At 66.9% G+C, this 15,276-nt stretch carries 7 protein-coding genes; 2 read left to right on the top strand and 5 right to left on the bottom strand.

Translation table 11 applies throughout. The annotated features are described in order from the left end of the window. Positions 1–2,952: a PVC-type heme-binding CxxCH protein gene (locus LzC2_RS07605; RefSeq protein ID WP_171185458.1), complete on the top strand. Its 2,952-nt coding sequence runs from the start codon at positions 1–3 to the stop codon at positions 2,950–2,952. Between the two features lie 40 nt (positions 2,953–2,992). Here LzC2_RS07605 and LzC2_RS07600 read toward each other — a convergent pair whose 3' ends face one another. Continuing rightward, positions 2,993–3,991, bottom strand: coding sequence for a response regulator (locus LzC2_RS07600; RefSeq protein ID WP_171185456.1), 999 nt, complete (start codon positions 3,989–3,991; stop codon positions 2,993–2,995). A 311-nt stretch (positions 3,992–4,302) separates the two neighbouring features. On the opposite strand from LzC2_RS07600, the gene LzC2_RS07595 reads away from it, so the two are divergent. Continuing rightward, entirely contained in the window at positions 4,303–7,008 is a 2,706-nt protein-coding gene (locus LzC2_RS07595; RefSeq protein ID WP_206678601.1) for a hybrid sensor histidine kinase/response regulator, read from the top strand. A 20-nt stretch (positions 7,009–7,028) separates the two neighbouring features. Here the strand turns inward: LzC2_RS07595 and LzC2_RS07590 are convergent, their stop codons facing one another. From LzC2_RS07590 to LzC2_RS07575, 4 genes are all read right to left on the bottom strand, one after another. Further along, positions 7,029–8,312 carry a DUF1552 domain-containing protein gene (locus LzC2_RS07590; RefSeq protein WP_171185452.1) on the bottom strand — a complete coding sequence of 428 codons (1,284 nt, stop codon included), beginning with the start codon at positions 8,310–8,312 and terminating at the stop codon, positions 7,029–7,031. A 57-nt stretch (positions 8,313–8,369) separates the two neighbouring features. Further along, positions 8,370–11,018, bottom strand: coding sequence for a DUF1592 domain-containing protein (locus LzC2_RS07585; protein ID WP_171185449.1), 2,649 nt, complete (start codon positions 11,016–11,018; stop codon positions 8,370–8,372). A 541-nt stretch (positions 11,019–11,559) separates the two neighbouring features. Beyond that, complete coding sequence (locus LzC2_RS07580) at positions 11,560–13,773, bottom strand: polysaccharide biosynthesis tyrosine autokinase (protein ID WP_171185447.1); 2,214 nt, start codon at positions 13,771–13,773, stop codon at positions 11,560–11,562. Between the two features lie 393 nt (positions 13,774–14,166). Then, positions 14,167–15,276 (bottom strand): hypothetical protein (locus tag LzC2_RS07575; RefSeq protein ID WP_171185445.1); only part of this gene is annotated, 1,110 nt, incomplete at its 5' end.

Genomic DNA, 15,276 nt, shown 5'->3' with positions numbered 1-15,276 from the left:
ATGACGTTTCCGTTCGCTGGCTCCGCACCGTCGCGCATCGTTCCCTTCCGCGGCGGCCTCGCGGCGGTCGCCGCGTTCCTGCTGGCTTCGGTTCTGCCCGCCGCGGAGCCGCTGCGGTGCGACGAGGACCTGGAGGTCGCCCTCGTGCTGGCGGACCCGGAGATCGCTCAGCCGATCGAGGTGAAGCTTGATGAGAGAGGCCGATTGTGGGTCGTGGAATACCGGCAGTATCCCGACCCGGCGGGGCTGACCGAGTTGGAACGCGACGAATACTGGCGGGTGCGCTACGACCGCGAGATCCCCCCGCCGCCCTACGCGGCGGACTCGCCGTTCCGCGGCAAGGACCGCATCAGCATTCACACGGACACCGACGGCGACGGCGTGTACGAAGCCCATCGCACGTTCGTGGAGGGGCTGAACCTGACGACCTCGATCGCCTTCGACGCCGACGGCGTGTGGGTCCTCTCCCCCCCGCACCTGCTGTTCTATCCCGACGCCGATCACGACGACGTGCCGGACGGCCCGCCCGAGGTGCACCTGACCGGCTTCGGCCATGAGGACACCCACGCGATCGCCAACTCGCTGACGTGGGGACCGGACGGATGGCTCTACGGCGGCAACGGCAGCACCTGCTCAATCGCGGTGCGGGCGCCGCTGGTCGATCCCGACGCCGAACCGGTTCGCCGCGCCGGGCAACTCGTCTGGCGCTATCACCCGGATCACGGCTTCGAGATCTTCGCGGAGGGCGGCGGGAACACCTTCGGATTGGAAATCGACGCCGACGGGAACGTCTTCAGCGGCCACAACGGGGGGAATACGCGGGGGTTCCACTTCGTCGACGGCGGCTATTACCAGAAGAACTTCGGCAAGCACGGGGACCTCAGCAACCCGCACGCCTACGGCTACTTCCCCGCGATCCCGCACCCGAACGTCGAGCGGTTCACGCACCACTTCGTCCGTTACGAGGCGGACGCCCTGCCGCCGCGGTTCCACGGGAATCTGGTCGCGATCGACGTGCTGCACCACAACCTGGCCCTGACGCAGCTGACCGCGACGGGGTCGACGTTCCGCACCGAGGACATCTCCCGCCCCATCTGGTCCGAGGGCGACGACTTCCGCCCGGTGGACCTCGAACAGGCGTTCGACGGCACGCTGCTGCTCGCCGACTGGGCGGACTCCGTCGTCAGTCACTACCTCAACCACGAGGGAGCGATCGAACCCTCCACCGGGCGAATCTACCGCGTGCAGCCGAAGGGATGGACGCCCGCCCCGGCGCCGGACTTCGCCACGGAGCAGCTCGTCGAACGCCTGCGGTCGCCGAACCGCGCCGTGCGACGCACGGCGGTGCGGCTGATCCGGCAGCGAAACGCGACCGAGTTGACGGACGACCTCGAGGCCCTAATCCAAGGCGACGCGTCGACCGCGTTCGACGCTTATGCAGCCGCCCGATCCGTCGCGGAACCCGATCGTCAGCGGGCGCTTGATCGCGTCGCGTTGAATCACGACGCCCCCTCGGTGCGACGCCTCGCCGTCGCCATGACCGATCTGACGGCGCCGCTGGCCGTGCTCGCCGAGTCGGAGACGGACGCCGGCTTGCTGGTGGCGTTGGCGGGGCGATCGCGGCGTCTGGCATCCGAGGAGGCGCTGCCGATCGTCGCGGCGTTGAGCCGTCGTGACGACTTCCAGGACGATCCCTATTTCCCGCTCGCGTTGTGGTGGGCGGTCGAGCATCAGCTTTCGACCGGCGATCCGGCCGCGACGCTCGCGGCGCTCGATCGGGAGGGGCCGCTGTTTCGGGAGACGTTGGCGTCGAGAATCCTGCGCTGGGCCACGGCGCAGCGGACGGCGTTCGGTCAGTCGGTCGTCGCCGATCTGCTGAAAGCGGAGACCTCCGACCGCGGCCCGCTGTTCGTCGCGATGACGGAAGCGGCAAACGGGTCGCCGACGCGGTCGTTCGGGGACCGGGCGGACGCTCTGGTGCGCGAGGCCGGGGCGAGCGCACCGCTCGCCCTACGGTTGCGGCTCGGACTGATCGAACCGGGCGAGGCGATCGCCGCGATCGCGAAACCGATCTCGACCGCGGATCGGGACGCGGCGCTCGCCGCGATCGTGGACCTTCGCGATGAGACCTTCCTCGTCCCGCTGTTAGACCTCGCCGCCGCTCCCGACGCCTCCCGCAGCCTGCGGACGCGGTTGTTCGCGGCGCTGGGCGGGTTCGGCTCCCCGGAGATCGCTTCCCGGCTGTTGCCGGCCCTACCGACGTTCGACGAGGAAGGACGGTCGGCGGCGATCGACCTGCTCGCCTCGCGGCCGACGTGGACGGCGGCGTTGCTGGACGCGATCGACGCCGGGGATCTCGATGCGAAAGCCGTCTCCGCCCTCACCGTCAACCGGATGCGACTGCATCCGGACGAGGCGCTGCGTGCCCGACTGAACGAAGTTTGGCCCCCCGCCCCGATCGACCCGGCGGCGACGGAGAAGAAGCTCGCCTTCTATTCACGCCGACTGACGATCGGCGGCCGGGGGGACGCCGTCCGCGGCGCCGCCGTCTATAAAAAGCATTGCGCCGACTGCCACCAATTGCACGGCGAGGGCCGGGAGATCGGCCCGGACCTGACGGCTTACCAACGGTCGCAGCGCGATCAGATGCTGCTCGCGATCGTCGCCCCGTCCGCGGAGATCCGCGAGGGTTACGAAACCGCCGTGGCGCTCCTGAACGACGGCTCCGTCCTGACCGGTCTGCTGGTTCGCCAGAACGACGAGACGGTCGAACTGAAGGACGTCCGCGGCTCCGTCCGCACGCTCCGCCGCGCCGACGTCGCCGCGCTGGAGATCACCGGCGCCTCGTTAATGCCGGATCGATTGCTGGACGAGATGAAAGACGAGGAGGTCCGCGACCTGTTCCGCTACCTGGAATCGACGCCTCCGACCAGCGCGAACGCCGGTCGCTAACCGCGGCCGCGGTGAGCGGCCCGAAGCGCTCTGCGACGATTCAGACGCTCAATGACGGCTGCGCCTGATCTGCCGAGGCCCGATCCGCCTGCGTCCGATCCGAAGGCGGGCGATCGCCCTCCGCGGCGTCTCGCTGCGTCAGGGAGGGATTCGGCCGGGCGAGGCTTCTCTTCAAGACCACGCGATTGCCCCGATCGCTGTACTCGACGCGATCCATGAAGGCCCGCATCAGCATGATCCCGCGGCCGCTGGCTTTCAAAAGGTTCTCGGGATCGGTCGGGTCCGGCAGCGACGAAACGTCGAACCCCGGCCCCTCGTCGCAGATCTCAAAGACCAATTCCGTCGAGGAATAGTCCAGCGAGACCGTGACGCGACGATCCGCATACGGCTGTTGCGTGCGACGTTCCTCGATCTGTCGATCGAACGAGTCGTCGCCCCGCTCCCGCAGTTCGGAGGAGACCTCCAGGTTGCCGTGGATCACGGCGTTCAACACCGCTTCCTCCAGCGCCACGCCGAGTCGGGTGCGGTCGGCGGCGGTCAGCCCGGCGAGGTGGGACGCATGGTCTTGCAGAAACCGGGCGAGGTCCGACGCCGTACGGCGGTCCGACGGAATCGAATATTCGACCCGCTGGACGGCCACGAAGTTCATTAATTCATCCCGCGAGCGCAACTGCCGGCTCATCTCCAGCAGCGAACGACAGATGTCCGGCAGCTCCGCCGCCAGACGGCGCTTCGCGACGTAGTTCGAGGCGCCCAGTCGCAACGCCTCGCAGGCGATCTCTTCGCTGCCCTCGGCGGTCATCAGCACCGTCGGGAGGGCTTCCCATCGCTCTTGAACGGCGTCGATCAATTCCAGGCCGTTCATTCCCGGCATCTTCAGATCGGTCAGGATCAGATCGACCGGTTCCTCGGCCAACGATCGCAACGCTGCGGCGCCGTCTTCCGCTTCGACCGTCCGCCACTCCCCGGCCTTCTCAAGCAGGTGTTTCGCGTGAGCCCGCTCCAGCGGATTATCGTCAACGATCAAGATCAGCGGCATACGAGATGTCGGGTCGACGAAGGGAACGATCGGGCGCCGAATCGCCCAGTCGACGAGCCTAGCTCGCAGATCCCGCCGCGGTCGGGTTCGCTTTTATTTTCGGACCGATCGGACCGGCCGCCGGCGTTTCGCTCGGACCATCCATCCCAGTAGACCGAGCATCGGCGCCCCGGCGACCGAGGAGAAATTCGTCGCGGCGCCGCGCCGCCGCGTGGGCGATATACAGGGCGACGGTCCGTTCGATCCTGACGTTCCGCCCCCGCACCGGGGACCGTCGGCATCGCGTGCAGCCCGTCGTCCGAAACGCCCTCATGTTCCGCCGACTCCCTCGCTCCTTGCCTCCCGACGAACTGGCGCCCTCGGATCGTTCGGAAGCCCAGTTGAACCGCGTTTGTCGAATGGTTCGACGCCGACACATCGTCGCCGTCTGCCTGCTGGGCGTTTGCTCCTTGGCGCTGTACGAGGTCGCGACCCGGTCTCTGGACTCGCTGCGGGGCGACGCCGATCTGATTCATCGGACCGGCCGACCGCGGATGCTGTCCCAAAGCCTCACCGCGACCGCCTTCGCGATTACCGGCCTCCCCGACGGCGCCCAGCGGGAGACGGAACGGAGGAGGATGGCGGAACTGTCGGGCCGATTCGAGGAGGAGCATCGCGACGTTCTGACCGTCTGGTTCGAACGCTCCGCGACGAACCGCGCATCGGACGGGCTCTCCGACGAACTGACGGGCGGATTCGAGCGGTTTGAGGCATCGGTCGAAGCGTTTCTCGCCTCGACCGAGCCGTCGCTCGCAAAAACCGACGAGCAAGCCCGCGACGTGCGGGGGAAGGCGATGGAACTGCGCGCTCGGTCGCAACGCTATATCGTTCTGATAGATCGATTCGTGGAGCGGGCGGCGAGCCGTGCGGATACTTCGCACCGCGGCGCTTCGCTCAGTCTGGCCGCCTGTTTCCTGAGCCTCGCCGCCGTCACCGGGCTGTCGCTGTGGCCGACGGCGAACCTCGTCCAACGCCAGATGCGGGAACTGATCGACTCCCGTCAGGAGACGCAGGGGATCCTGGACACGATCCCGGCGAGGATCTGGTATAAAGATATGAATAATCGCGTGCTGCGGAGAAATCGCGCCGCGGCGGAGACGCCCCCTCGCCCCGACGAGTCGGTCGAGCGGAAGGCGTCTTGCGAACGCGCCGGCAGCGACGCGGCGCCGGGGGAACCGGCGGAATTTCTCGACGACGAGCGCCAGGTGCTGCAAACGCGACGCCCCGTCATCGGAGTCGTCGAAGCGATCGACGAGCCGGGAGCCGACCGGCGCTGGCTGCGGACGGATAAACTGCCGGTGCTCGACGCGGAAGGCGACGTGCGGGGGCTGATCTGCGTGAGCACCGACATCACGGAATTAAAAGCGGCCGAGGAGAAGCTCGAAACGGCCTGCCTGGCGGCCGAAGAAGCCGACCGGGCGAAAAGCGCCTTCCTCGCCACGATCAGCCATGAGATCCGCACGCCGCTCAACGGCGTCTCCGGAATGATGGACTTAATGATGGAGACGGACCTCACCGACCATCAACGGGATCTGTTAGAGACCGCGAAGGAAAGCGCCGCCGGGCTGCTGACGCTCATCAATGATTTGCTCGACTTCTCCAAGATCGAAGCGGGCAAGCTGGACCTGTTCGAGGTTCCGTTCGCTCCGCGGACCTGCGTCGAACAGGTCGTCAAGCTGCTGCGATCGGGCGCCGAGAAGAAAGGTCTGTCGCTGACGGCGGAGATCGCCGACGACGTGCCGGAGGCGGCGCTGGGCGACGGCGATCGCTTGCGGCAGGTGCTGGTCAATCTGATCGGGAATGCGGTGAAGTTCACGGCCGAGGGCGGCGTTTCCATTCGGGTGGAACGCGCGGCGCGGACCGCCGTGGCCGACGGCAAAACCTGGCTGCGGGTGGCGGTCAAGGACACCGGCATCGGCATCGCGGCGGAGGCTCAGCGACGCATCTTCGAACCGTTCGCCCAAGCGGACGGCTCCACGACCCGGCGCTATGGCGGGACCGGGCTGGGGCTGTCCATTTGCTCGCGGCTGGTCCGCCTCATGGGCGGCGACCTGACGGTTCGCAGCGAACCCGGCCGCGGCAGCACGTTCTCTTTCTATATCGTCGTCGGCCCGCACGAGGGGCCGTTGCAACCCCTCGCACCGCACCGACAAACGGCGAACGTCCGCGTTCGCCCGCTGGAAATTCTGCTGGCCGAGGACAACCCCGTCAATCAGAAATACGCCTTGGCCGTGCTGCGGGGCGAGGGGCACGACGTGACGCTGGCGGAGAACGGCCTGCGGGCGGTCGAAGCCTGCCGCGACCGCACCTTCGACCTGATCGTGATGGATATGAGCATGCCGGAGCTGGACGGCCTCTCCGCGATCCGGCAGTTGCGGGGATCGGGCTACGAGGGGTCGATCCTTGTCCACTCCGCCTTCGCGATGGATCGCGACCGCGACGAATGCCTCGCCGCCGGCGCCGACGGGCACCTGCCGAAGCCGGTCAAAGCGGAGGAACTCCGGACCGCGGTGCTGGCCGCCGTCCCCGACGCCGCCCTGCCCCCCGTCCCCTCGGAAGCGCCCTCTATCGACGATCAGATCGCCGAGGACGAGACCGCGGCCCCGGCCGCCGGCGCCGAGGACGGCGCGAACGCCGAGGCGGTCGGCGTCTCGGTCGAAGAACTCCTCGATCGATTCGACGGCGATCTGGAGCAACTGCGGAGCCTGACGACGATTCTGCTGGACGACGGCCCGAAGTGCTTAAAGCAGGTGCGATCGTCCGCGGAACGGCGCGACGCCGATGCGGTGGAGATCGCCGCCCATCGTTTGAAAGGGTCGATGAATCTCTTCGGCTTCGATCGCACCAGCGACGCCGCCCGCCGGGTGGAACTCGACGCCCGGGTCGGCCTGACGGACGATCTCGAAGCCCTGCTGGTCGAACTGGAAGCGACGTACGGACAGACGGAACGACTCCTGAAGTCCGTCCTTGACGATTAATCGCGAGCGGCGCCCGCTCGTCAGCTCATGTCCAGCCCCGGCAGCGTCGCGGAGCCGGAGCTGAAGCGGTCGGTCTCCACGCCCATCCGCTGCAACATGCTGACGTAGAGATCGCACAGCGGGCGGTTGTTCTTTCGGTCGAACGTCAGATGTCCCCCGTGCCGGAAGCCGCCGCCGGCCAACAGCATCGGCAGGTTCGTATTGTCGTGCCGGTTCGCGTGGCCGAGGTTCGACCCCTGCAACACCATCGTGCGGTCCAGCAATCGCTCCCCGTCTTCGCTCACCGAGGATAATCCGTCGACCAAGCGGGCCAACTCGGCCATTTGGGCCGTCTCGATCGCCTGCAATTGCGTGCGGGAGTCCCGCTGCTGGCTCTGGTGGGTGAGGGCGTGATGGGGCAACTCGACGCCCGGCAGATCGACTTTCGGGTTGAACTGCTGGGTGACGAAGATCGTGATGAGCCGGGTGGAATCCGTCTCGAACGCCAGCCGGGCGAGGTCGTACATCGTCCGCGTGCGGGTCACGAGCGCCGTGGGATCGAGGTCGTCCTTCGGCGGCGGGGCGTCCACCTCCGGCTTCGGGCGGGCCTCCCACTGTTCGCTGGCGTGCAGACGACGCTCCACATCGCGGACGGCCGTCAGGTATTGGTCCAATCGGTCGCGGTCCGCCCCCCCGACCTGCCGTTTTAGTCCGCCGATCTCGCCCTCAAAGGAGTCCATCAGGCTCCGCCCTTCCCGCAACCGCCGCACCTGCGATCGCACCTGATCCGGCGTGCCGTTCACGAACAACTGCCGATACACCCGCGAGGGCACGACCTCCGAGGGGATCGCCACGCCGTCGGCGGTATAGGAGAGCGTTTTATTGGACGGGCCGACGCGGAGGCTGAGCGTCGGAAACCGGGTCGTATGGCCCACGTGCTGGGCGGCGTATTGATCCAGCGAGATTCGGTTGCGAAAGCCGGCGCCGCGGGGATGCGGGGCGCCGGTGAGGAAGCACTGGTCCGTCTGATGCCCGCCGACGACTTCCGGGTGGCTCAGGCCGCTGAAGACCGTGAAGTCCTCGCGGTGCTTCGCCAACGGCTGGAGATACGGCGAGAGCTTGTAGCCGCGTCCGGCCTCTTCCGGAAAGAACGCCTCCGGCATAAAGCCGAGATCCACGTTGATCGCGACCATCCGCCGCGGCGTCGCCCGTGATTCGTCGCCCCGCGCCTTGGCGATCGCGGGTCGCATCGCGTCCAGCAGCGGCAGCGCGAGCGCCGCCCCCGCGCCGCGAAGGACGGTACGACGGGGTAGAACGCGGGACATAGCGATCGACGGGCGAGGGGACGGCGGAAGGACTATGATAGCGAACGGCCGGCGGCGTTATTTCTCGCGGAACATGCGGCTCTGCACGAGAGCATGCACCATCGATCGGACCCCGAACCCGCCGGGTTCGAGGCGATCCAGCATCGCTTCGAACTCCGCTTCGTCGGCGAACGAGACCGGGGCGCCGGTGGCGTAAACGGTCAGCCGACGCAACAGGTTCGCGGCGATCTGCCGGTCCATGCCCCGCAGCCGATCGCGGAACCCGTTCACGTCCTCAAACGCGCCGGCGCCGGGCAGATCGCCGAACGATTCGACCGGCGGGCCGACCTCGTAGCCAATCGGCCGACCATCCGGTTTCCGCTCCCGTTTGCCCGGCGGGCCGTCCGCCAGGATGCGGTAATGATCGCGGTAACCGCCCATCACGTCGAAGCTTTCGAGAGCGAAGCCCGGCGGGTCGATCTTTCGGTGACAGCCCGCGCAGGCCGGGTCGCCCCGGTGGGCGTTCAGCAGTTCGCGGATCGTGGTCGCCCCGGAGATGTCCGGTTCGATCGCCGGCACCGACGGCGGGGGCGGCGGCGGCGGATCGCCCAGCAGGCGATCCATCACGAATACGCCCCGCACCACCGGGCTGGTGGTCGTGCCGTTTGCCGTCACCTTCAGGAGAGACGCCTGCGTCAGCAGCCCGCCACGTGGGTGTTCCGCGGGGATCGCGACGCGACGCAGATCCGACCCGGTCACCCCGTCGATTCCATATAACTCCGCCAACGGCTGATTGACCATCAGGAAGTCGGAGTCGTACACATGGCTGGCCGACAGATCCTCCCGCAGCATCGCGGCGAAGAACGCCCGGGTTTCCTCGACCATCGACTCCGTCAGAAAGGCGGTTGCCTCCGGGTACAGATTTTCGTCCGGCTCCGTCAGGCGGATATCCTCCAGATCGAGCCAGCGATTCAGGAACCGGGCGACGAACCGCTCGGACCGCGGGTCGTTCAATAACCGCTCCGTCTGGCGACGCAGCCCGGCGTCGGTCAGCAATTCGCCCGAGGCCGCGGCGGCTTCCAGTTCCGCATCCGGCGGGCCGTCCCAGAGGAACATCGCCAGTCGGGAGGCGACCGCGTAGCCGTCCAACGATCCCGGTTCCTCCAATCGCAGCAGGAACGCCGGGCCGGTCAGCAGCGCCCGATAGCCCGCCAGCATCGCCTCGACGAACGGCTGATCGTCGGCCAGCCGGGCTTGAATCTGTGCCCGAGGAACGGCGAGGTCCGCCTTGGTCGCCGGGCGGCGGAGGGCGCGCTCGGCGAAGGCTTTCAACAGGCGATCAGCGTCCCCCTGCGGATCGGCGCTGACCACGTGATAAGGGAGTCCCGAATCCGGGTCGACTGCCGGCGGCGCCCGTCGACCGCGGCGGCGATCGGCGTTCGGGTCGGCTTCGATCCGTTCCAACGGCAACTCGCCCATGAGGCGCTGATGACTCTCCGGCGGCCACGAGGCGACCTGCGCATCGCTCCCCTCCGGCGGCAGCGGGCCTTCCAGTTCGAGCCATTGGATCGCGACGCCGACGGAATCGAACGTCTCGTAGCGCCGCACCCCGTCCGTCAGCTTCCCCTTGATCCACGCCGAGGGCGGCGAGACCGCGAGGTATTCGATCGGTTCGTCCTTCCTCAGCCACGCCCGACACTCGCCCACCCCGGGTTCGTTCGGAGGCAGATCGCAGCGTCCCAGCAGACGCCCGGTCGGCGTATAGAAGGCGACGACGCCGCCTTCGTCGGTCGGTTTGAGCGTGCCGTGGTCGTTCCGCAGCGACCACCCGCGAACGCGAAAGACGTACTCCCCGTCCTGCGGCACGCGGAACGGTTTCACCACGGTGTTGTGGTTCGCCCGGGAGTGCATGAACGTGGCGACGCCGTCGAACTTCGGCGCCGGGTCTTCGAGAACGCCGGGGTCGCGGGTGGCGAAATCGCCGTTGGAGACCGTCAGCGTCGGGTCGATCTCCGTGCCGACCAGCGGGATCCCCATCGTCTGTTTCAACTGAGTCTTCAACGTCTGCACGTCGGCGGCGCCCTCCAAGCTGTTCATCGTCGCCCGCATGACAGTCGGACGACGCGGGTTCGGATCGTCGGCGAGGGCTTCGCGGAGAGCGAAGTCGGCGACGTCCAGATAGCGACTGACGGTGACGTGCGAAAAATCGAGCGCCCCGGCGCTCTTGGCGAACCCGTCCTGCACGCCGTCCGGCGGCAGCATGTCGGCGAGATCCAGGTGCGGCAGCCCGAGGATCTCCTTGAGCGAGTTGGCGTATTCCTCCCGGCTGAGTCGCCGCAGTTCGGCTCTTCCCTGCTTCGCCCGGGAGAGACGCTCCGCAGCCACGAGACTCTCCCGCAGCGAGGCGGTCGCGGCGGCGCTCTCGCCCTTCGGCAGCGTGCCGTACTCTTCGGGCGGCATCTCGCCTCGCTCGATGCGTCCGAGCGCCTTCGCCCACGCTGCGGCCGCGACCGCGTCGGTCAGGTCGGCCGAAAGCGAATCAAGCGCGAATCCCCCCTCCGCGGCCCCGGCGGAGTGACAGTCCAGGCAGTGCGTCGCCACGAACTGGGTGATGCGTTCGTCCGCCGTCGCCTCCTGCCCCGCATGAGCCGGCCCGGCGAGCAACGCCGCCGCAACCAGCGACGCGGCAAGCTGCAGTTCCACCGGAGGCGAAAAGGGAAACGACATCAGCAAGGCTCGGCAAGCGGAGCGAAGAACGGCTCCGAATCTTAACCAGTCTCATCCGTCAAAGAACGGATCTCTGCCTGTGGCCTGCCCCGCCCCTTATCGCTGCGAAGCAATCCGATAAAGAAGCACACAGAAGCCCTGCGGGATCAACCTTTGACAGACGCCACAGGTACCGTCCTCCGGTAGAACCGACATCAGACGCTTCTTAGTAGAATCTGACGCGGGTGAGAGGCGTTTATTGCTCGACTTGACCCGTAGAACGCCTCGCATGGCATCTTAAGGCCCCGCGAACGTCGTGTCGTGCCGACGCACCGATAAGAACCGAATAAGGCGGCAGCCGACCGTCGCCGGCGTCGCCGGCGGCCGATACGCCCTCCCACAGATCTTCCGCAGACGATTGCACCGGCTCCCCCCGTGAGCGGGGTCGGAGGACGGCGCTCAGCCGTCGCCCCGCCCGCTACCCCATGCCGTGGTTCACGCGAGTTACGCACTCCCGCCGTCACAGCTCAGGCTCAGCCGATGAGAGAGCTCAGATTGTCGCTTAATGGCCGTTGACGGGAGCCTTTCCGGAAACCGACGCCGGCTCTTCGAGTACGGGCGGGGCCGCCTTTTCATTGGAGTAATAACTGCCCTTCGTTCGACCGTACCCATAGCCGTAGCCGCCGTAATAGCCGCTCTCGACTTCGCGAACGTATTCGCCGCTGGAGTCGACAGCGTTGACCACCAGGCCAAGCAGATTCGCCCCGGCCCGATCCAGCGTGTCCAGACTCTCCTGGACCTTCCGGCGGGTCCGTTTCGAGAGCCGAGTGACCAGCACCACGCCGTCAGCGGACGGGGCGATCGCGGCGGGATCCGAGACGGCCAAAACGGGAGGGCTGTCCAGGACCACAAAATCGAACTTGTGCCGAAGCACCTCCACAAAGTCCTCAAACGCTTGCGAGGAGAGTAGTTCCGCCGGGTGGTCCGCTTTGCGGAGACAGGGAAGCAGCGAGAGGCCGGGCACGCCGCTCTCCACCACCGCGTCGCTCAGCTTGTCCGGGTTCTCAATCACGTCCGTCACAGAGACCCCTTCCTTCGGCAGACCGAACAGACCGGCGACGCGGGGGCGGCGGAGATCGACGTCGACCAACACGGTCGATTTCCCACTACGGCCCAAGGAGACGGCCAAGTTCGCGGCAAGCGTGCTCTTCCCGTCGCCCGGGTCGCCGCTCGTGACCTGGATGACTTTGACCCCGGACCGAGCGGCGAACGCCAATCCCGCCCGGACGGCATGGAACGATTCGGCGAGCCGGCTTTGCGGACGGTGAATCGTGAGGAGAGACGGGTCGAGCTTCCCGGTCTGCTTCGTGCGCCGGAGGGTCTTCGCGGGGATCACCGGGACATGGCCGAGCAGCGGGAGACCGAATTCCGCCCGCAATTCTTCGGGCCCCTTGAAGCTGCGATCGCCCTGTTCCAACAGGTAGGCCAATCCGAACGCGACCGCAAGTCCCATCACGCCGCCCATCGACAGGCTGCGGATCAATTCCACCGGAGTCAGAGCGCCGAGCGTCGCCGGCACCAAGGAAGCCACGCGAACCCGTTCCGCATCCTTCGTCAGGTCCAACTGGGAGATCTTATCCACCAATGCCGTGTGCATCGCCGCGTGCCGAGCCAATTGATCCCGGAGTTCCCGCTCGGTCAGTTCCGCATCGCGAAGGGCTTCCGCTTCCTTTTCCGTGGAAGCGTACTCCTCGTTCAGCATGGCGATCTGAGCCTTGAGCACCTCGGCCTTCTCCTGGCGGGCATCTACGAAAAGGTCTAAGAACGATTTCGCAGATTCCTCCGAGCCGGTGAGTCCGGCGCGCTCAGCCATTAGTTTCCTGACGGCCGCGTAACGGTTCTCCAACCGCTTCCGCTCCGGATAGTTCTCGCCGAACCGCTCCCGCGCCTCCTCTAACTCGAGTAACAAATCCAAGTGCTTTTCTTCAAACGATAACTGCGTGGCCGCCGGAGACGATTCGCCGTCGGACTCGTTTTGTCGCGAGATCGCCGCCATCTGGGCTAACGCCTCCCGGCGTCCCCCTTCGGCCAATGCCTTGCGAATTGCGTCGATTTCCGCCGTCAACGTGGTCAGCTGCAAGCGTAGTTCGTCCTCGTGGGCGTCGATCTGCAGGAGATCCGCAGCGTAGGGGTTCACTGGAGAACCGTCTTCGCCGCGGGTCAGCGGCGAGGTGCGTTGGAACTCGCGATAAGCGGCTTCCGCCGATTCTAATTCGCCGCGGACCTGATCGTTCGCTTTCGTGATAAGTTCAACGGCCTCTTGAGAAACGGACTGCTCGTCCTCCTTCACGCTGTCGATGAACGTCGCCACCACGGCGTCCAGCACAGCTTTTGTCTCTTCGGGACTCTTGCCGACATACCCAAGCTGGAGAACCCGCGTCCCCTCGATCTGCCGACCGCTCAGACCTCCCAAGATCGTCCCGACCGGCGAACCGCCGCCGCGAAACCGGGGCAGGTCGGCCAGATCGTGTTCTTCAACGGCCCGCTGGATCAGCGGAGGAGTCTGGATCCGGTGGAGATAGTCGCCGAGTACGTTTTGCGGCGACTGCGGCCGGCCGTTGAGATCGTTCTCAACCGGAAGACTCGCTTCGCGGTAGGAGACCGTGACTTCGGCGGTCGATCGATAGACCGGTTCCTGCTTCGTGAAGTGGTAGTAGCCGCCGCCCAATCCGGCGGCCAGCCCTAGCACGAGTAGGTACCACTTTCGACGTAGCAACCGGCCGATCGGAGGACCGGCCGGGGCGTTCTGCGCACCGGTCGAGTAAGCCGGAGGGCCGGCGCCGAAAGACTCCCCGCCGAAGCCCCGAGAGTCCGGCAAGCGACTACCGTATCCATTGGACAGGGGATATTCGGCGGAACGAGACACAAACGACCTCGGGGCGGAGCAAGAGACATGGGGACGGCGATCACGCCGCGAGCATCGGTGCACGCACGGTCAATTCTTCGTGCGGACGGGAGCCGGCTCACTGTACGGGGGGGCGTGCCGCTTCAACAAGACGCTGTCTGCCGCCGGGATGGAGAAACCACGATTGCGGAGGCTCCGCCGGGAAGGTTTCCGTATTCATACCTCCAGGATGGCGATGCTGCCGAAAAGCAACGCGACCGGCCGTCATCGCACGCCGTCGGTCGACGCCGACCGTCGTGCCTGCGCAAGACGGTCAAGCAACCGGTCCGTCAAAGGATCATCCGGGGCGACCGCGGACAGGATCGCGAGTTGCTCGGACGCAGCGTCGAGCCTCTCGTCCTCGAGGAGCCAACCGATGAATGTTCGCCGGGCCGCGACGTCGCGCGGCGCCGCCGCCAAGTGGCTCCGCATCGCCTCGACCGCCCCCGCCGAGTCGTTCGTCAGTCGGAGGGCGAAGGCTCGATCGCGCGGAGCGGCGTCGCCGGCGAGCGTCTTCTCGGCGAGTTCTACGGCCAACGTCGGGAACTTGGTCGCGACCGCCTCCGCAGCCGCCGAGTGTGCGGCCGGGCTTGAGGGGAGCAGCGTGAGGAAGCGGGCTCGTTCCGCAACGTCTGGGATCTTGCCCGTCGACAGGGTAGACGCGACGACGGCGGCTCGGTCCGCGTCCAGCGCGAGTACGGACCGCCAGCATTCGTCGGCAATTTCGTGGAGTCCAAGTCGCTCGGCACGGTCGGCGGCGGCCGCCTGAACGTCCACGTCCGCCGGAAAATTCCGGTGCAACGCCGACAGAAACCGACGGCCCGTCGGATCTTCGCCGGGCGCCGCCCATGCGATTCTCGCAAGGTGGTAATCTAGCCGTGGCAAGAAGGGACAGTCGGCCCGCGCGGCAGACAGTTGTTCGAACGCCGGAGCCAGGGATCGCTGAACACGGGGATCGGCTCGGATCGCTGAGAGTCGGGCCGTTTGATCGGGACCGATCGCCGCGAACGCTCCGAATCCGGGGTCGGCGATGCGTTCGAGGGCCTGCTCAGACATCCCGGCAGTGGCCGGCTCGGCCCTCAGAGCCTCGAGCGTTTCGTCGCGGTAGCGTCTCATCAGCAACCGCGCCAGCGTGAACCGCGCCTCCACGTCGTCCGGGCGACGTTCGATCGCTTCGCTCAACCGATCGACTTCGTATTCGACCGCCGCCTCGGGCCACTTATCCGCGTCGTCGTCGACCGTATTCAGTTCGCGGTGCGGAGCGGCCGGCGCCGCGAGCCGATGCTCCCACGCCGCCCACCCGCCCACCGCAACAAGCGTCCAAGCGAGCACTGC

Origin of the sequence: Alienimonas chondri (genome assembly GCF_013036045.1) — a bacterium.
GTDB lineage: Bacteria > Planctomycetota > Planctomycetia > Planctomycetales > Planctomycetaceae > Alienimonas > Alienimonas chondri.
This window is presented reverse-complemented; position numbering and strand designations above follow the sequence as displayed.